At 59.1% G+C, this 17,728-nt stretch carries 18 protein-coding genes; 11 read left to right on the top strand and 7 right to left on the bottom strand.

Annotated elements, in window-relative coordinates; all coding sequences use genetic code 11:
- Position 1: 1 nt before the first annotated feature.
- The 5 genes from AGR13A_RS07675 to AGR13A_RS07650 all read right to left on the bottom strand — a co-directional run bounded on the left by AGR13A_RS07675 (position 2) and on the right by AGR13A_RS07650 (position 5,103).
- Positions 2 to 424, bottom strand: a complete 423-nt coding sequence (locus tag AGR13A_RS07675; RefSeq protein ID WP_035223257.1) for a TadE/TadG family type IV pilus assembly protein — start codon at positions 422 to 424, stop codon at positions 2 to 4.
- A gap of 137 nt (positions 425 to 561) precedes the next feature.
- Positions 562 to 1,398: a RadC family protein gene (gene radC / locus AGR13A_RS07670; RefSeq protein WP_035223260.1), complete on the bottom strand. Its 837-nt coding sequence runs from the start codon at positions 1,396 to 1,398 to the stop codon at positions 562 to 564.
- A 14-nt stretch (positions 1,399 to 1,412) separates the two neighbouring features.
- On the bottom strand, positions 1,413 to 2,252 hold the full coding sequence (map, locus tag AGR13A_RS07665; RefSeq protein WP_035223263.1) for a type I methionyl aminopeptidase: 840 nt from the start codon (positions 2,250 to 2,252) through the stop codon (positions 1,413 to 1,415).
- A gap of 31 nt (positions 2,253 to 2,283) precedes the next feature.
- Positions 2,284 to 3,003 carry a DNA/RNA nuclease SfsA gene (sfsA, locus tag AGR13A_RS07660; RefSeq protein WP_080834554.1) on the bottom strand — a complete coding sequence of 240 codons (720 nt, stop codon included), beginning with the start codon at positions 3,001 to 3,003 and terminating at the stop codon, positions 2,284 to 2,286.
- Between the two features lie 240 nt (positions 3,004 to 3,243).
- On the bottom strand, positions 3,244 to 5,103 hold the full coding sequence (locus AGR13A_RS07650; RefSeq protein ID WP_080834550.1) for a PHA/PHB synthase family protein: 1,860 nt from the start codon (positions 5,101 to 5,103) through the stop codon (positions 3,244 to 3,246).
- 139 nt (positions 5,104 to 5,242) lie between these two features.
- Here AGR13A_RS07650 and AGR13A_RS07645 point away from each other — a divergent pair, with 139 nt between their 5' ends.
- Entirely contained in the window at positions 5,243 to 5,668 is a 426-nt protein-coding gene (locus AGR13A_RS07645; RefSeq protein ID WP_308400180.1) for a hypothetical protein, read from the top strand.
- Positions 5,669 to 5,749: 81 nt separating this feature from the next.
- Positions 5,750 to 6,016 carry a hypothetical protein gene (locus AGR13A_RS24520; RefSeq protein ID WP_139786030.1) on the top strand — a complete coding sequence of 89 codons (267 nt, stop codon included), beginning with the start codon at positions 5,750 to 5,752 and terminating at the stop codon, positions 6,014 to 6,016.
- Between the two features lie 297 nt (positions 6,017 to 6,313).
- Here AGR13A_RS24520 and fnrN read toward each other — a convergent pair whose 3' ends face one another.
- Entirely contained in the window at positions 6,314 to 7,039 is a 726-nt protein-coding gene (gene fnrN, locus AGR13A_RS07640) for a transcriptional regulator FnrN (protein WP_035223274.1), read from the bottom strand.
- A 212-nt stretch (positions 7,040 to 7,251) separates the two neighbouring features.
- On the opposite strand from fnrN, the gene hemN reads away from it, so the two are divergent.
- The 8 genes from hemN (at position 7,252) to AGR13A_RS07600 (ending at position 15,374) form a co-directional block, all read left to right on the top strand.
- Positions 7,252 to 8,601: an oxygen-independent coproporphyrinogen III oxidase gene (gene hemN / locus AGR13A_RS07635; protein ID WP_080834546.1), complete on the top strand. Its 1,350-nt coding sequence runs from the start codon at positions 7,252 to 7,254 to the stop codon at positions 8,599 to 8,601.
- 114 nt (positions 8,602 to 8,715) lie between these two features.
- The gene (locus AGR13A_RS07630) at positions 8,716 to 9,000 is read left to right on the top strand and encodes an acyl carrier protein (protein ID WP_003495848.1); all 285 of its coding nucleotides are present in this window, start codon (positions 8,716 to 8,718) and stop codon (positions 8,998 to 9,000) included.
- 88 nt (positions 9,001 to 9,088) lie between these two features.
- The gene (locus tag AGR13A_RS07625) at positions 9,089 to 9,568 is read left to right on the top strand and encodes a 3-hydroxyacyl-ACP dehydratase FabZ family protein (protein WP_080834544.1); all 480 of its coding nucleotides are present in this window, start codon (positions 9,089 to 9,091) and stop codon (positions 9,566 to 9,568) included.
- A 208-nt stretch (positions 9,569 to 9,776) separates the two neighbouring features.
- Positions 9,777 to 10,973, top strand: coding sequence for a beta-ketoacyl-ACP synthase (locus AGR13A_RS07620; RefSeq protein ID WP_035223284.1), 1,197 nt, complete (start codon positions 9,777 to 9,779; stop codon positions 10,971 to 10,973).
- A gap of 11 nt (positions 10,974 to 10,984) precedes the next feature.
- Positions 10,985 to 12,268 (top strand): beta-ketoacyl-ACP synthase, encoded by a 1,284-nt coding sequence (locus AGR13A_RS07615; RefSeq protein WP_035223286.1) that lies wholly within the window; start codon positions 10,985 to 10,987, stop codon positions 12,266 to 12,268.
- 162 nt (positions 12,269 to 12,430) lie between these two features.
- Positions 12,431 to 13,459, top strand: a complete 1,029-nt coding sequence (locus AGR13A_RS07610) for a zinc-binding dehydrogenase (protein WP_080834543.1) — start codon at positions 12,431 to 12,433, stop codon at positions 13,457 to 13,459.
- Positions 13,460 to 13,464: 5 nt separating this feature from the next.
- Complete coding sequence (locus tag AGR13A_RS07605) at positions 13,465 to 14,394, top strand: lipid A biosynthesis lauroyl acyltransferase (protein WP_035223292.1); 930 nt, start codon at positions 13,465 to 13,467, stop codon at positions 14,392 to 14,394.
- A gap of 281 nt (positions 14,395 to 14,675) precedes the next feature.
- A complete protein-coding gene (locus tag AGR13A_RS07600) occupies positions 14,676 to 15,374 on the top strand; it encodes a hypothetical protein (protein WP_035223295.1) in 699 nt (232 codons plus the stop codon).
- Between the two features lie 41 nt (positions 15,375 to 15,415).
- Here AGR13A_RS07600 and AGR13A_RS07595 read toward each other — a convergent pair whose 3' ends face one another.
- Positions 15,416 to 16,219, bottom strand: coding sequence for a TSUP family transporter (locus tag AGR13A_RS07595; protein WP_080834540.1), 804 nt, complete (start codon positions 16,217 to 16,219; stop codon positions 15,416 to 15,418).
- Between the two features lie 182 nt (positions 16,220 to 16,401).
- Between AGR13A_RS07595 and AGR13A_RS07590 the strand changes: the two genes are divergently transcribed.
- On the top strand, positions 16,402 to 17,361 hold the full coding sequence (locus AGR13A_RS07590; RefSeq protein WP_080834538.1) for a nucleoside hydrolase: 960 nt from the start codon (positions 16,402 to 16,404) through the stop codon (positions 17,359 to 17,361).
- Positions 17,362 to 17,728: the final 367 nt, after the last annotated feature.

Here is a 17,728-nt window from a genome sequence, read left to right as displayed (position 1 = left end):
GTCATGCTCCTCCGATCCGGATGGTGGAAAAACGCCGAATGACCGGCTCGGGCAGGGTGTAGCTGTAGAGGCTCCAGATCGGCAGATCGCGGGCGTCATATTCGACCTTCACCGTGAACTGGTTGGCATTGGCGGGATCTGTGGCGACATCGACGGTGAAACGCTTCTTGTCCATGAAGGCGTAACTGAGGTCGCTTTTGGTGACGAAATCCCTGGCCAGCTGCTGGCGCTCGGTCGTGTTCAGCCCGGCAACCGCCGTTCTGGCCGCATCGGCGGCGATCTGCTGCACCGAATAGGCCGCCATCAGATAAATGCCATAGGCGATCATGGTGAGCAGGACGAGAAAGAATATCGGTGCGACGATGGCGAACTCGACAGCAGACGAGCCGGATCTATCGCGAAAGAAACGCACTCCATTAAACATAAAGCACCCCCGTTCCTTCAGGCATCAAGGTTCGATGCCTTGATTTATTATTTTCGGAAATGCTAATTTATAGGTGTTAATTTTGTGTTGATGCCGCTCTTGTGGGTTGCAGCCTTTCTTAAACTCTCGCTTCTACTTCAGATCAGCCGGAGGCCTTTGAAGCTTGCGTGGCCGTCCTTGCCGATGATGATATGGTCGTGAACGGTGATGCCGAGCGGCTTTGCCGTATCGATGATGGTTTTGGTCATCTCGATATCCGCGCGGGACGGGGTGGGGTCCCCACTTGGATGATTATGTATTAAAATCAATGCGGTAGATGAAAGTTCAAGCGCGCGGCGCACGATTTCCCGCGGGTAGACCGGGGTATGGTCCACGGTTCCCTGGCCCTGTACCTCGTCGGCGATCAGGACATTGCGCTTGTCGAGGAACAGGATGCGGAACTGCTCGCGCGTTTCATGGGCCATGGCGGCATGGCAATAGTCGATGACAGAGGACCAGGAGCCGAGAACCTGCTTGTTGCGGATTTCGCTTTTCAGCATGCGCTGGGAAACGGAGGCGACGAGCTTCAGGTCGAGCGCTACGGCCTCGCCCACGCCCTTTACCTCCTGCAGAAGCGGCAGCGGCGCGCCGAGCACGCCGCCCAGGGTTCCAAAGCGGGCTATCAGCGCCTTGGCGATGGGTTTGGTATCGCGTCTGGGGATGAGCCGGAACAGCAAAAGCTCTAGCAATTCATAGTCGGCAAGCGCCGTGTCGCCGCCATCGCGATAGCGCGCCCGTAACCGGTCCCGGTGGCCGTGAAAATGGGCGGCATCCGCTTCCTGTTCCGCAACGGCCGCGGCCGGTTTTTTCGGGGCGCTTCTTGGTTCGGCGAAAAAGCCGCGCTCATCCGCTCCGTCGAAAAGATCGCCTTCGCCTGCCTGAAAGCCGGACGTTTGTGAAGGATCGGCGGAAGGCGGGGCGGGGCGTTTTGCCATAGGCGGGTCTGGCCTTATGCGGGGGGAAGCGGCGGCAGGCCCGGACGGTCGAAGCCGCCGGGCGACAGCGTGAAGATTTCGCAGCCGGTGGCCGTGACGCCGACCGCATGTTCATATTGCGCGGAAAGGGAACGGTCGCGCGTCACCGCCGTCCAGCCGTCCGAGAGCACCTTCACATGCGGCTTGCCGAGATTGATCATCGGCTCGATGGTGAAGATCATGCCTTCGCGGATTTCCGGGCCTTCGTCCGGACGGCCGTAGTGCAGGATATTGGGCGTGTCATGGAACAGGCGTCCGACACCGTGGCCACAGAAGTCGCGCACCACCGAGCAACGCTCGGCTTCCGCATAGGCCTGGATCGCCGCGCCGATTGCGCCGGTGCGCACGCCGGGCTTCACCGCCGCGATGCCGCGCAGCAGGCATTCATAGGTCACTTCCATCAGCCGCTCGGCGGCGCGCTTGATCTGGCCGACCGGATACATGCGGCTTGAATCGCCGTGCCAGCCATCCAGCACATAGGTCACGTCGATATTGACGATATCGCCGTCGCGCAGCGGCTTTTCGTCTGGAATGCCGTGGCAGACCACATGGTTGATCGAGGTGCAGACGGATTTCGTATAACCGCGATAATTCAGTGTTGCCGGAAGCGCACCGTGGTCGGCGCCGAATTCGAAGACGAAACGATCGATGGCATCCGTGGTGACGCCCGGCTTGACGATTGCCGCAAGTTCATCGAGGCAGCGCGCCGTCAGCTGGCACGCCTTGCGCATCCCGTCGAAGTCCTCAGAGTTATAGAGGCGGATGACGCCTGTATTCTTGAGGGGGGCGGAGGCTGCGTCGATATAGGTGACCATCTTAGTGCTTTCTGTCTCTTTACGTCCCTGTTCATAAAACAGCCGGACGCCATTCGTCCATCTTAACCGTTCCGCTGACCGAAATTTGTGCCGGGGAGACCTCGCATTTCACCGCATATGCCTCCACACCGCGCGCCATGGCCCGCTGAAATGCCAGCGCATAGACGGGATCGAGATCATCGCAGATGCGCATCCGGTCGCAATCGTCGCGCTGGATGAGATAGAGCATCACCGAACGATAACCGGCTTCCGCTGCGTCACCCAACTCCTCCAGATGTTTCGCACCGCGTTTGGTGGCCGTATCGGGAAATTCGGCCAGCCCCTTCTCGCGCATGAAATGCACGTTCTTCACTTCCACATAGGCATCCGGCCGACCGGGCTCGGACAGCAGGAAGTCGATGCGCGAATTGCGGCCATATTTCTGTTCGCGCCGGATCGTCGAATAGCCGCCGAGTTCGGGGATGCGGCCGTTCAGGATAGCCTCTTCCGCCAGCCGGTTGGGCATGCCGGTATTGATGCCGACCGTGGTGCCATCGGCCTCGACCATTTCCAGCATGTGCCGGTATTTGCGGGTCGGGCTGTCATGTTCGGACAGCCAGATGCGGGAGCCCGGCGTCGTCAGCCCGCGCATGGAGCCGGTATTGGGGCAGGATCCGGTGATTGCGGTGCCATCCTCCAGGACGGCATCGAACAGGAAGCGTTTATAACGGGCGATCAGCGTGGCGGGAATGAGCGGGGGCGTGAAGAACATGATGCCTTGAAGGTAAGCGTGTGTGTTTGCGGGATCTTTTATCCCTCATCCCTGTTCCCCAGAACAAGCCCGAGGATGTCACAGGGATCCGGCCAGCCCAAGTCCCTGGGCTGAAACGAGTCTTTCGCCGCGCAGACGCGCGTCGGCTGGATTCCTGTGACAAGCACAGGAATGAGGGTGAGGGGAACGCCGGTGGAAGACACCTTTCGGTCGTGTGTGGCCATCTTTTTCACCGACATCCTACGAAAGGACATAGGTTCCCGGCGCATCGCCGAGCACGGGGTGCTTGCCGTCTTCCGGTTTTCGCGCCTTTACCTTCTCGCCATTCTGGCTTTCGATCCAGTTCTGCCAGTGCACCCACCAGGAACCCTTATGGGCGGTGGCGGCGGACTGCCAGGCATCAAAGTCTCCGGCCGGTGACGGGCCTGTCCAATATTGGTATTTTTCAAGCTGCGGCGGATTGACGACGCCGGCTATGTGGCCGGACGCGCCGAGCACGAATTCCACCGGCCCGCCGAACAGGGCAGCACCCGTGAAGACGGATTTTGCCGGGGCGATATGATCGTCGCGGGTGGCGAGATCATAGACCGGGATTTTGATGTCGCCGAGATTGATCCGTTTATCTGCCACGCGCATCAGCCCGCGGGCGAGATTGTTGTCGAGATAACAATTGCGAAGATAAAAGGAGTGACTGGCGGCCGTCACCCGGGTCGAATCGGAATTCCAGTAGAGCAGATCGAAGGGCAGGGGTTCCGTGCCGCGCAGGTAATTATCGACCACATAGGGCCAGATAAGATCGGAGGCGCGCAGCATGTTGAAGACGGTGGCCATGATCGAGCCGTCGAGGTAGCCGACCGCCTGCATATGCCTGTCGAGCGCCGTAAGCTGGCCTTCATCGATGAAGACCTTGAGGTCGCCGGCATGCACAAAATCCGTCTGGGCGGCGAGCAGCGTGGCACTGCGGATGCGCCCGTTGTCTTCCTGTGCATGCAGCGCCAGTGCCGAGGATAAAAGCGTGCCGCCGACGCAATAACCGATGGCGTTGATTTCCGTTTCGCCGGTCCTTTCCTCGATCGTGTCGAGGGCGAAATCGATGCCTTCGCGGATATAATCTTCCCAGCCTTTATCCGCCAGCTGGGCATCCGGGTTGATCCACGAGACCATGAAGACGCTATGGCCCTGCTCGAGGCACCAGCCGACGAAGGATTTCTGCGGATTGAGATCGAGAATGTAGAATTTGTTGATCCATGGCGGCACGATCAGCAGCGGCCGTTTGAAAACCTTTTTCGTCGTCGGTGCGTAATGGACGATCTCGCAGAGCGGGCTTTTCGCGACCACCTTGCCGGGGGTTGTGGCGATATTCTGGCCGATGATGAATTTGCTGTAGTCCGTCTGGCGCAGTTTCAGGTGGCCATGGCCTGCCGCGACATCTTCCGCCAGCTGCGCCATGCCCTTGACGAGATTGGCGCCGCTGGAGGCGACCGTCTCGCGGAAGACCTGCGGATTGGTGAAGACGAAATTGGCGGGTGAGAGCGCCTCCGTTACCTGGCGCATGTAAAACAGCGCCTTGGTGCGGGTGTGTTCATCCAGGCCGTCTGCCTCCGTCACCATCCGGTCGGCAAAACCGACGGTGGTCTGATAGGCTTTGAGGAGAAAATCGAAAAAAGGATTGGCCTGCCAGTCGGCATCGGCAAAACGCCTGTTGCGGCGCTCCGCAGGGCCGCTTTCGGCCGGCGTCGCCGAGGCCGAATCGGCATCGCCGGAAAACTGCGCCACCGATTTTGCCCACAGCTCGTAATAGCTGGAGAGGAGATGGGTCTGCGCTTCGAGGGAGCGTTTCGGTTCCGCCATCCAGTATTCGGCGACATCGGACAGCGTCTTGACGAGATCGGTGACGGGATCGGCGCTTGCCTGGGGGATTTCGCCACGCTCGCGCGGCGCCAGCCATTCGGACGCGGCCTTGCCAAGATTTTCAAGCGCACGGGCAATGTTGACCGCGAAGGTCTCCGGATCGCGGATCAGGTAGGCCTCGGCTGAGCTGGCGTCGAAACCGGGTGTTTTGCCACCCTTTTTTCCAGCGCCGCCGTCAACACCCGCCATGCATCATCCTCCGCCAAATTTGTGTTTGCACATTCTGCATGAAAACGAATACAAGTTCCACCAGCAAGGGGAGGCCGCAAAGGGCTGAACCGCAGTCGAATTCGATATCGGCAGATATCCTTACAGGCGGAACATGACGATGGGCAAGCACATGGGCACATGGGGAACATATGTGGAAAACGCCGCGAGAATCGCCGTTCTTTCGCTGTCCGGCGTCATGTTCGCCACGACGCTTGCCGCCTGCAAGGCACCTGAACCGATCGTCGCTCCCGCGCATATGCGCCGCCCGACCGCCGAAATCGTCGGTCCGCGCCCCGTCAGCGACAATGCGGTGAGCCAGAAGCGCGACACCGGAACCTATCCGACCTTTTCAGCGCCGATGACGGCCGCCGGCACCCAGATGGGCGACGACGAGGCCTCCACCATGGAATCAAACCTGTCGCGCCTCGGTGCTGCACGCCGCAACGGCCAGATTTCGGAAGCCGAATACAAGCGCCGTGTCGCGGAACTGCGGGCGCTTGGCGAAAACCAGAAGCCGGTTGCGACGCCTGCTGCTTCGCAGTAAATTTCAAATAAATTCACGCCGTGGTCATAGGCGTGCATTAGATTTTGAACAATAATTCTGCGAAAATCGGTTATGATTTGAATGCGCAATCCAAAAATGCTTTTGGTCCTTGCAGTTTTATTGGGCATTCTGCCTGCGATCCTGCGCTCACTTGATGTCAGCCCGTCGCTATTTCTCGGTATTTCGATCTTTGCTTTGAATATCGGTCTTTGCCTGCTTGGCGCCACCACGCGATATCGTTTTTGGTGGCTGGGTTATGGCGTCGCTTGTGTTTTAGCGTTTGTGCTGTCTGGTACGCCCAGTCCTCTTTCGCTTGTCGCAATTTTGTTCACGACGTGGAAAGCCTGATCGCTTCAGCAGCCTTTTTTCCGCCTAGGACACTGCAAGCATAACCTCTTCTTTACCCTGCCTTTGAACCATCCGCTTACCCAAGTTGTTAAGCGGATGGATGAGTTTGCCAGTTAAGATGCAGACATAACAAACAGGCCGCTGAAAAGGCGGCATACAGGGTGAAATATCATGAGATGCATCGCTGCTTTGCTGGTTCTTGCCGGTTTTGCGCTCGCACCCGCTCAGGCGCGGGCGCCTTACATCAACATCGGAACGCCATCCCTTCAGGGCCGATGAAAACTTGCGGGATGCCGGTCAGTCGTTGCCGGCGGCGTCGCTCAGCGCGCCGAGATCAGGCACCGTGATATGGCGGTTGTTCTCGATGCGGATGATGTCTTCCTTGCGCAGCTTGGTCATTTGCCGGCTCACCGTTTCGATGGTGAGGCCGAGGAAATCGGCGATGTCGGCGCGTGAAAGCGGCAGGTCGAAAGACGATTTATCGTCGTTTTCCGGGTCGATATGCGTGGCGATCATATAAAGGAAGCTGGCAACCTTTTCCTGCGCGGATTTGCGCCCGAGCGTCAGCATCCAGTCGCGCGCCTCGTCCAGCTCCTTCAGCGACTGGCTATGGAGCTTGCGCTCCATGTCCGGAACCTCTGAAATCATCCGGTCGACGACGCGGCGCGGGAAGAGACAAATTTCCACATCCGTTGCCGCTTCCGCCGTCATCTTGCTTTCCGCCATGAACGGGCGGCCGAGAAAATCCGGTGCGAATTGCAGGCCGACGATCTGCTGGCGGCCATCCGACATCATTTTCGACAGTTTCACCACGCCGTTCAGAATATTGCCGTAGGAGGTGACAAGTTCCCCCTGGCCCAGCAGCTCATTGCCCGCTTCCAGTTTTTTACGGCTGGAATGACGGCTGAGGTCGCAAAGCTGCTGTGGCGTCAACGTGCTGCAAAGACCGCCGTGACGCGCCTCGCAGGAGCGGCATATGACGGGTTCTTCCGAATTGTGGATGGTCTTCTGCAACGTGTCCATAAGCCTTTTCCAATGCTGGCTTTTTCGGAACGATCGCGACCGTGGGTGTAAAATCCGGTCTCTCTGAGGCTTGCGCCGTGTAGCCGTCGCCCCCGCGTCTACTTTAGCAAGAACTTAAGGCGCGATTTGATTGAAGTCAAAGTTGCAAACTGTCGCAGCCGCTACTGAAAGGGAGGAAATCGACATTTTCTTGATAAAAGGCAAATCGGGTGATGAATACCGAACTTCTTCGCAAATATTCGGGCGCCGTGCCGCGTTACACGAGCTATCCGACCGCGCCGCATTTTCACGAAGCAGTCGATAGTGGCACTTACCGGCAATGGCTGGGCGCGCTCGGCCGCCGGAACCGTATATCGCTTTATCTGCATATTCCCTATTGCGACCGGCTGTGCTGGTTCTGCGCCTGTCACACCAAGCACACGCTGAAATATGAACCGATTGCTGTTTATATTGAAGCACTTAAGCGGGAGATCGCGGCCGTCGGCGCTCTGGTTTCCCCCGATGCCGTGGTGAGCGCGGTGCATTTTGGCGGCGGTTCGCCAACCATGCTGAGGCCCGAGGACATGGTAAGCCTGATGGACTGTCTGAAGCGTCATTTCACCTTTGGGCTGGCCTCCGAAATCAGCGTGGAAATGGACCCGAACGACCTCGACGACAGCCGCTATGATGCGCTTGCGGCCATCGGCATGACACGGGCGAGTCTCGGCGTTCAGGATTTCGATGACAAAGTGCAAAAAACCATCAACCGGATACAGAGCTTCGAGCAGACGCAATCGGTGGTGGATGCCGTTCGGGCGAGGGGCGTTCATTCGGTCAATTGCGACATTCTCTACGGGCTTCCGTTCCAGACCTGCGAGACATTGGAAAAGACGGTCGGAAAGATCGTCTCGCTTAATCCCGACCGGGTCGCGCTTTTCGGTTATGCCCATGTTCCCTGGATGAAAAAGCACCAGTCGTTGATCCCCGAACAGGCCCTGCCGGATGTTGCCGAACGGTACCGGCAGATGACGATGGCGGCGGAAATGTTGAAACAGGCGGGTTACAGGCCGGTTGGCATCGATCATTTCGCCAAGCCTGCCGATAGCTTGTGCCGGGCGGCCGAGGACGGAGAGCTGCGGCGGAATTTTCAGGGCTATACCACCGATACGGCCGATGCGCTGATCGGGCTTGGCGCATCGTCGATCGGCAGGTTGCCGCAGGGTTATGTGCAGAACATGGCGGCGACCGGGGAATATCAGCGTCTGGCGGGCGAGGGCGGTCTTGCCGTCGTCAAGGGAATTGAGCTGTCGGAGGACGATCATCTCCGTTCGCATGTGATCGAAAGGTTGATGTGCGATTTCTCGCTCGACCTCTCGGATCTGCGGCACCGTTTCGGCAAGGTCAGCCATTCCGTCACGAAGCAGGCACAGCATTTTGCTGCCTTCGACAGGGACGGCGTGGTGCGGCTGGACGCCGATATTTTTGCGGTAACGGAGGCGGGAAAGCCTTTCGTCCGTAATATCGCGGCAATCTTCGACACCTATCTCGGCAATGGACGCGGCCGCCATTCGGTTGCTGTTTAGGCAACAGTTTCAGGGCAAATTTCAAAGTTACGTCACGAAACCATTGGCTTTTTTGTGCGACTTGCCTATGTGGTGCGTCAGACAGGATAATTCATACGAACGACAATAAGGATTATGGGCGTGACAGCTACATTCGACAAGGTTGCCGACATTATCGCCGAAACCAGCGAAATCGACCGCGAAACCATTACGCCGGAAAGCCACACGATCGACGATCTGGGCATCGACAGCCTCGACTTTCTGGATATCGTTTTTGCCATCGACAAGGAATTCGGCATCAAGATTCCGCTCGAGCAGTGGACGCAGGAAGTCAACGAAGGCAAGGTTTCCACCGAAGAATATTTCGTGCTGAAGAACCTTTGCGCCAAGATCGACGAATTGCGCGCAGCCAAGGGCTGATGTGACAATGCCCGCTTCCAGCGGGCATTTTCTTTTGTTGCCGCCTGCGGGCAAACCATGACTAACCGACCAGAGACGGGCCGGACGAATGCTGCTTGAATATTTTCAGATGATCGACAAGGTCGAAGCCGTGGACATGGCGACGCGCACGCTGAAGGCGCAGTCCATCGTTCCGGATAAAAGCCCGGTTTTCGAGGGACATTTTCCCGGCATGCCGCTGGTTCCGGGTGTGCTTCTGATCGAGACCATGGCGCAGGCTTCCGGCATGATGGTTCTGGCGTTCAGCGATTTCGCCTCCATGCCGTTCCTGATGTCGGTCGATGGCGCCAAGATGCGGACCTTCGTGGAGCCGGGTGCTGTTCTCGACATCGAGGCGGTGCTGGAGCATGACGGTTCCGGTTTTGCCGTTACCAAGGCGAAGATCACTTCCGCCGGCAAAAAAGTCTGCGACGCGCAGCTGAAACTGCGGACCATGCCGTTCAGCGAAATTCCGCTTGGTCCCATCGTCAAGAAGCGGGCCGAGGAAGTGGGCCTGATGGCGGCAATTGCCGCGGATGCGCAGAAATAAGCGCTTCCGTCGATCTCGAAAGAGGGCATTTTCCCCCTCGGCCCGGTTTGATGCATGAAAATCGTGGGCTGGCGGCGGCGGATCGGGCCTTCGCCATTGCCAATCCGCATCGCGCGCTTTATTCCGCAACGCATGAAGTGGTTGTTCGCGACCGCTGTTGGATAGCCGTGACCGTTTCGATGGGGCCGGCTGCAAAGGATGACAGACGATGAAATCTGACAATGATGTGGTGATAACAGGGGTCGGCATCGTGACCTGTCACGGCGTCGGAAGCCAGGCGCATGTGGCGCTTCTTTCGGGAACGGCGGCGCCTGAAACGGTGGTTGAGACCGAAAAGTTCAAACCCTACCCGGTCCATCCCATGCCGGAAATCGACTGGTCCGCCCAGATCGCCAAGCGTGGCGACCAGCGCCAGATGGAAAACTGGCAGCGGCTCGGCGTGTTCGCCGCCGGTCTGGCACTCGACGATGCCGGGCTGAAGGAAAATGCTGAAGCCTGCGCCACCATGGACATGATCGTTGCTGCCGGCGGCGGCGAGCGCGACATCAATGTCGATACGCTGATCGTCGACGAAGCGCTGAAGCGCAATGACCGCGAAAAGCTGCTCAATGAGAAGCTGACGACCGAGCTGCGCCCGACGCTGTTTCTCGCCCAGCTTTCCAACCTGATGGCCGGCAATATTTCCATCGTGCACAAGGTTACCGGCTCTTCCCGTACCTTCATGGGTGAGGAAGCGGCCGGCATTTCCGCCGTTGAAACCGCGTTCCACCGCATCCGCTCCGGCGAATCGAGCCATGCGCTGGTGGGCGGCGCTTTCTCGGCGGAACGTCCCGACATGATTCTGCTGTTTGAAGCCATCGGTGCACATGCGCAGGGCGGCTGGCAGCCGCTGTGGTCGCGTGAGAACCAGAACGGCGGCGGCATGATTTCCGGTTCGCTTGGCGCATTCCTCGTGCTGGAATCGCGCAAGCATGCCAGCGAACGCGGCGCGCGCATTTATGCCCGCATCGACGCCATCGAGGGCGATCGCGGCAGCCGTGATGATGGCAAGATGGAAAAGCGCATGGAGCGCCTGCTTGCCCCGGCAAAGGATAGTGCTGCGACCGTCGTGTTTTCCGGCGCAAGCGGTTATGACGACGTTACCCGGCGCGAGAAGGATATTCTCGAAAAGACCCTGCCCAAGGCCGCCATTCGCGGTTTCGGCGGTGTCACCGGCCACGGACTTGAGGCGCAGTTTCCGCTCGGCCTGGCTTTGGCTGCGCTTACGCTTGAAAGCGGCGCCAGGGTTCCTACCTTCGACGCCAAGGCGGAAAAGCCCATGGGCGAGGCGGCCAGCGAAGCCGTCGTCACCACCGTCGGCCATGTGCGCGGCGAAGGTGTCGCCGTTCTGTCCCGTGACGTTTGAGGAGAAAGACCATGACTTCCAATTTCAAGGATCATCTCGGTCGCCCGATCGTCGCCGTCACCGGCATGGGCATCATCACCTCGCTCGGGCAGGGGCTTGCCGATAACTGGGCGGCGCTGACGGCGGGCAAGTCGGGCATTCACAAGATCACCCGTTTTCCGACCGAGGGGCTTTCGACCCGCATCAGCGGCACGGTCGATTTCATCGATATTCCGGTTCCGAATTCCGTCGAGCGTTCCTATGCCTTTGCGCGCGAGACCACCATCGAGGCGCTCGCCCAGGCCGGTATTTCAGGTGATTTCGACGGCCCGCTGTTTCTGGCCGCGCCGCCGATCGAGCCGGAATGGAGCGCCCGCTTCGAGCTTGCCGACCGGTCTCCGCCAGCTGCCCAGCCGGGCGATGCCTATGAGCGTTTCCTGACGGCCTTCCGCCAGCGTCCCGACCCGGCGTTCCAGGAAGCGGCGCTGTTCGGCGCGATTTCCGAGCGTCTGTCCGACCGTTTCGGTACCCGTGGCCTGCCCGTCACGCTGTCCACGGCCTGTGCATCCGGTGCGACCGCGATCCAGCTCGGCGTCGAGGCCATTCGCCAGGGCCGCACCGAACGGGCGCTGACGGTTGCGACCGACGGTTCGGTCAGTGCCGAGGCGCTGATCCGCTTCTCGCTTCTCTCCGCGCTTTCGACCCAGAACGACCCGCCGGAAAAGGCCTCCAAGCCATTCAGCAAGGATCGCGATGGTTTCGTGATTGCCGAAGGTGCAGCCACACTGGTGCTGGAATCGCTGGAATCCGCTGTTGCACGTGGGGCCAAGGTTCTCGGCATCATCAAGGGCGCCGGTGAAAAGGCCGACAGCTTCCACCGCACGCGCTCTTCGCCCGATGGCGGCCCGGCGATTGCGACGATCCGTGCGGCATTGGCCGATGCGGGCGTGGCAGAAAGCGATATTGGCTATATCAACGCCCACGGTACCTCGACGCCTGAGAACGACAAGATGGAATATGGCTCGATGCTGGCCGTTTTCGGCGAAGGCCTGAAGAATATTCCGCTGTCTTCCAACAAGTCGATGATCGGCCATACCCTGACCGCAGCAGGGGCCGTGGAAGCCGTGTTCTCGCTGCAGACGATGCTGACCGGCACCCTGCCGCCGACGATCAACTACAACAATCCCGATCCGACCATTTCGCTCGATGTGGTGCCGAATGTGAAGCGGGATGCTGAGGTGAGTGCGGTTCTGTCCAACTCCTTCGGATTTGGCGGACAGAATGCAAGCCTTGTCATGACGCGGGAACCGGCTTAACCGGTTCCGCCACAAACAGAAGCGTTTCCGGCCCGACCAATCCGGAAACGCTCTCGCTTCTTTGATTACGCATTCCGGCCGCAAAACCGATACAGAGGTTTGCTGGAATAGCTCTTTAGATAAACGGCCCCAGATAAACGCCCCTGGGCGAAGGACTGAAATATGCGCGCTCTTCAACTCGTCGACGACCGGAAGCTCGAAAAAGTGGACCTGCCCGAACCGGACGCACCCGCGCCGGGCGAGGTGACGCTGCGCGTCAAGGCCGTTGCGCTCAACCACATCGACGTGTGGGGCTGGCGCGGCATGGCTTTCGCCAAGCGCAAGATGCCGCTGACCATCGGTGCCGAGGCCTCCGGTGTGGTGGAAGCCATCGGTCCGGGCGTTTCGAATGTTTTGCCCGGCCAGCTCGTGTCGATCTACGGTGCGCGCACCTGCGGGCTGTGCAAGCCCTGTCGCGAAGGCCGCGACAATCTGTGCGAACATGTGCAGGGCGTGCACGGTTTCCATCTCGATGGTTTTGCGCAGGAGAAGATCAATATTCCAGCGCGCCAGCTCGTGCCGGCACCACATGGCATTGACGCCGTTGCTGCGGCTCTGGCACCCGTGACCTTCGGTACGGTCGAGCATATGCTGTTCGACAATGCCAAGCTTGAGCCCGGCGAAACGATCCTCATCCATGCGGGCGGTTCGGGCATCGGCACGGCGGCGATCCAGCTTGCCAAGAAGATGGGCTGCACCGTCATCACCACTGTCGGTTCTGACGACAAGATCGAACGGGCGAAGGCGCTTGGCGCCGACCACGTCATCAATTACCGGACCGACCGTTTCGAAGGCGTCGTGCGCAAGCTGACGAAAAAGAAGGGTGTCGACGTGGTGTTCGAACATGTCGGCAAGGACACGTTCGTGGCCTCGATGTTCTCGCTGAAGCGCGGTGGCCGCCTCGTCACCTGCGGCTCTACGTCAGGTGTCTCCACCGATATCAACCTGATGATGCTGTTCCAGCAGCAGCTGAAGCTGCTCGGCTCCTTCGGCTGCCGCATGGAAAACATGGCCAATGCCATGCAGAAGATGGCGCGCGACATTGTTCACCCCGTCATCGACACCGAAGTGACCTTCGACGATATCGACCGGGCGCTGGAGCGCATGGAAACGCGCCAGGTGTTCGGCAAGATCGTTCTGCGGATGGACTGAGCATCTTGAAGCTGTTCCTGACACGGATCGTCCTGAAACTGGACCACTTCCGGCAGTGGCTGATTGCGACATTCGCCTTCGGCCTTCTCAACCTGCTGAAACTTTTTCCCGCCGATGCGGGCATTCGCGCCGCCGACCGGCTGGCGCGCTTCGTGGGGCCGAAAACCGGCCGCCACAAGCTGATGCTTTACAATCTGGCGCGCGCCTTTCCGGAGAAGTCCGAAGAGGAGCGGCTTGAGATCGCCATGGATAGCTGGGCCAATATGGGCCGGCTGGCGGCGGAATATGTCTTTCTCGACCGGTTGTTCGATTTCGATCCGGAAAAGAACGAGCCGGGCCGTATTCAGGTCGAGGGTATTCCGACCTTTCTGGAGCTGCGCGACAATCCGCGGCCCTTCATCGTCTTTACCGCCCATAGCGGCAATTTCGAGCTGTTGCCGGTGGCCAGCTCCGCCTTCGGTCTCGACGTGACGGTGCTGTTCCGGCCGCCGAACAATCCGTATGTCGCCGACAAGGTGTTCAATTTCCGCAAGGAACGTATGGGCAATCTCGTGCCGTCGCATGCCGGCTCTTCCTTTGCGCTCGCGCGGCAGCTGGAAAGAGGCGGCGGTGTCGGCGTTCTCGTTGACCAGAAGTTCAGCAAGGGGCTGACGACGACGTTCTTCGGGCTTGAGGTTCGCACCAATCCGCTGCTGGCCAAGCTGGTGCGGCAGTTCAATTGCGATGTTTATCCCGCCCGCTGCGTGCGTCTGCCGGACAATCGCTACAGGCTGGAAATCGAGCCGAAGGTCGAGATCCCTCGCGACGAAAAAGGCAATGTCGATATTCAGGCGACCGCACAGCTTCTGAACGACAAGGTGGAAAGCTGGGTGCGCGAATATCCCGGCCAATGGCTGTGGTATCACGACCGCTGGGACGTGAAGCACCGGATTTGAAGCGATTGCCGCGCCGTTGATTGTGTTTGAGTTTCACAAATTTCGCCCGCGAATTTGTGTATTTCGATATTTTTCCATATTAGTGGAACCTCATTTTTCGTTCATGGATTATCGAAATTGAAAAAATAGCGTCGGCTGTGATATTTTGGACAACAATCCCTGCGGCGTTTGCGCGCTTTGTTACGTCATTTTTAAACGCGCAGACGCTACAATAAGGGGATACAGGGTCCATCCGTTCGGATTGGGAACGGTGTGTGTTTGCCCGTTCAGGGAGAGTTGGGTTGAAAGATTTGATTGAGCTGTTCTGGCTGCGTTATACGGAACTGCAATCTGCCGTTGGTAAAAACGAGGCCGACAAGATCGCGGTGCTGGAGCGTGAACTGGAGCAGCTTCTCGAGCGGGTTGTCGGGCGTCAGACTGGAAGCTCCGAGGACATTCGCGAGCAGTTCCGTTTCGCCATCGATCTCCTCAATCATGAGGCGGAAGATCTCGGCTGCGTGCAGCGCAATTCCGAGCTTCTGCGAACCCTGGTCGACCGTTATGTCGGCATGCCGCTGAAGGCCAAGGTTATCGGTGACGAGGACGAGGACACTCTGGAGTGGCACCACAGGCATCTGGTCCTCGATGAAGACATGCTCAACGACCTGGACGAGCCCGTGGTCATCGTTTCTCCCGGCTATCGCGTGTCCTTTGCCAATGCTCTCGATGCCTTCCAGCGCAATGCGCCGGAGGGGCTGGTTGGATGTCATATCGCCGAGCTTGTCGGCGTACACCGCTTTCAGAACGATCTGCGTGAGAAGCTGGACAATTGCTTCAAGGGCAATACGTCGAAATATACTTATGCCGAAGACCAGAACGGCCGCACCGTCGTGAAGTCGCTGGAAATGTCGCCCTGTTATTCCTCCACCTACAAGCTTGTCGGCGCGATGGTGGTGATCAGGGAAATAGCCGATCGCAGACGCGGTCGCGCTGCCGGGTGAGGTTAATGGCGTTTCCGGTTCGGATGGAAACGCTCAACCCGCTATTTCGGAAAAATCGAATCCCAGATCGTGGCGATGGACCATGCGGATGAGGCATCCAGCAGCAGCTTCGTCGCCATTGCCAGGCAGGAAAGCACCAGCAGCGGCCGGATGATCTTTGCGCCGTTCTTCATGGCGAAGCGCGAGCCGATCTGTGCGCCGATGAACTGGCCGACACCCATGGCAAGGCCAAGCTTCCAGAGAACCGCACCGCCGATCGCAAAAACGACGAAGCCGCCGAAGTTCGAACCGAGGTTCAGAAGCTTGGTATGGGCGGTTGCCTTCAGCATGCCGAACCCGGCAAGCGCCACGAAGGCCAGCATGTAGAACGAACCCGCGCCGGGGCCGAAGACGCCGTCGTAAAATCCTACCAGCGGAGCAACCGTCAGGCCGAAAACGAAGGGCGTGATGCGGCGGTGGCTGTCGATATCGCTGAGCTGTGGCTTGAAGGCGAAATAAAGCGCAATCGCGATCAGCAGGAACGGCATGATGGTGCGCAGCAGATCGGCGGGCACGAAGGCGGCGGTGACGGCGCCGAGCCCGCCGCCGAGCATGGCCATCAGGCCCATCGGCAATTGTTCTCTCAGATTGACATGGCCGCGCCGGGCATAGGCGATGGTGGCGGAGGCCGAGCCGAACTGCGATTGCAGCTTGTTGGTGCCGAGCGTGTCCAGCGGCGCAATGCCCATGATCAGCATCGCCGGAATGGTGATGAGACCGCCGCCGCCGGCAATGGAATCGATAAATCCGGCAAAGATGGCGACGCAGAAAAGAACGACGAAAACGTTGAGGGCGATGTCTTGCACTTGGAATGTCCGGGCAGGCGGCGGGAGAGGACCTCTTCTTTCACCGAAAAGACTGCCGCGCAATATTTTTCTCTCTGAGCGCCGGCAGGCGGGGGGATTGCGGTGCTGCCGCTTATCGGTATGTTTCCGTGGCGCATCGCCAGAAGCGGCGGTGACGCTCAGGACATACGGATGAGGGCATTATGCATAAAGTGATATTCGATACGGACCCCGGTGTAGATGATGCCATGGCGCTTCTGTTCCTGCATCGCCATCCCGATATCGATCTGATCGGCGTCACCACGGTTTTCGGCAACGCCCCCATCGATATCACCACCCGCAATGCGCTCTTCCTCAAGCGGGAATGGCAGATGACCGCACCGGTTGCGAAGGGCGCCGGTGTGACCTTCGATCCCGCCCGCAAGGAAGGCCACTGGCCGACCTTCATTCACGGTGAAAACGGCCTCGGCGATATCGAGATCCCTGAAACCATCGACCTGCCGCTTGATCCGCGCCCGGCGCATCGCTTCATCATTGAGACGGTCAAGGCCAATCCCGGCGAGGTGACATTGATTGCCGTTGGCCGCATGACCAATCTGGCGCTGGCGCTACGCGAGGAGCCGGACGTGGCGGCGCTGGTGAAAGAGGTCATCGTCATGGGCGGCGCCTTCGACATGAACGGCAATGTTTCCCCGGCGGCCGAGGCTAATATTCACGGCGATCCGGAAGCGGCCGATCTTGTCTTCACCGCCCCCTGGCGGGTGGTGGTTGTCGGTCTCGACGTGACGACAAAAACGGTGATGACCAGCGCCTTCATGGCGGAGATGGCCAAGGCCGGCGGCAAGCCGGTGCAGCTGCTTTCCGACCTGTCGCAATTCTACATTGATTTCTACAAAACGCGCACCGGCGATGGCATGGTGGTGCATGATAGCTGCGCCTGCGTTTATCTCGTTGAACCCGAACTGTTTGAGACCCGCAGCGGCCCGGTACGTGTGGTCTGCGGTGGACTTGCCGATGGCCAGACGATCCAGAAGCCGGATGGCCGCGCCTTTCCGCCGGGCGACTGGGACGGGCATCCGAGCCAGCTCGTCTGCACGGATATCAAGCCGGAACGCGTGCTTTCGGTCATCCGCGCCGCAATTGTGAAGGGCGAGCGCGGCTGAACGACAGGAATGGCCGTTCTTGAGCATGGCTTGCCTTGCATTTTCCAAGAATCTGGCGTTATGCAAGTTCCTTGATCCAATTGCGTGATCCGCCTTGCTTTCGGGGCAGAAAAGGCTTTGTCCGAAGCACGGGCGGATGATCGCGAAGCCGCGTGGGCCGAGAAAAGCCCTGTAGGTTTTCGCGTTCTTTGCGCTACAATGAATAACGCCTGCCGGGTCGGTTCGTGTCGGCGGCGTTTTAAAACAAAAAACGAACCTTCGTTATGGGCCGGCAGAACCGGTCCATTCCCATGAGGAAAGAGATGGAAGAGTTTCACAAGGTCCGGCGTCTGCCGCAATACGTCTTCGACAGGTCAACCGTTTGAAA

It is taken from the genome of Agrobacterium genomosp. 13 str. CFBP 6927 (genome assembly GCA_900012615.1).
In the GTDB taxonomy this organism is placed as follows: Bacteria; Pseudomonadota; Alphaproteobacteria; order Rhizobiales; family Rhizobiaceae; genus Agrobacterium.
Note: the sequence above shows the minus strand (reverse complement) of the source record. Positions and strands in the feature narration are given on the sequence as shown.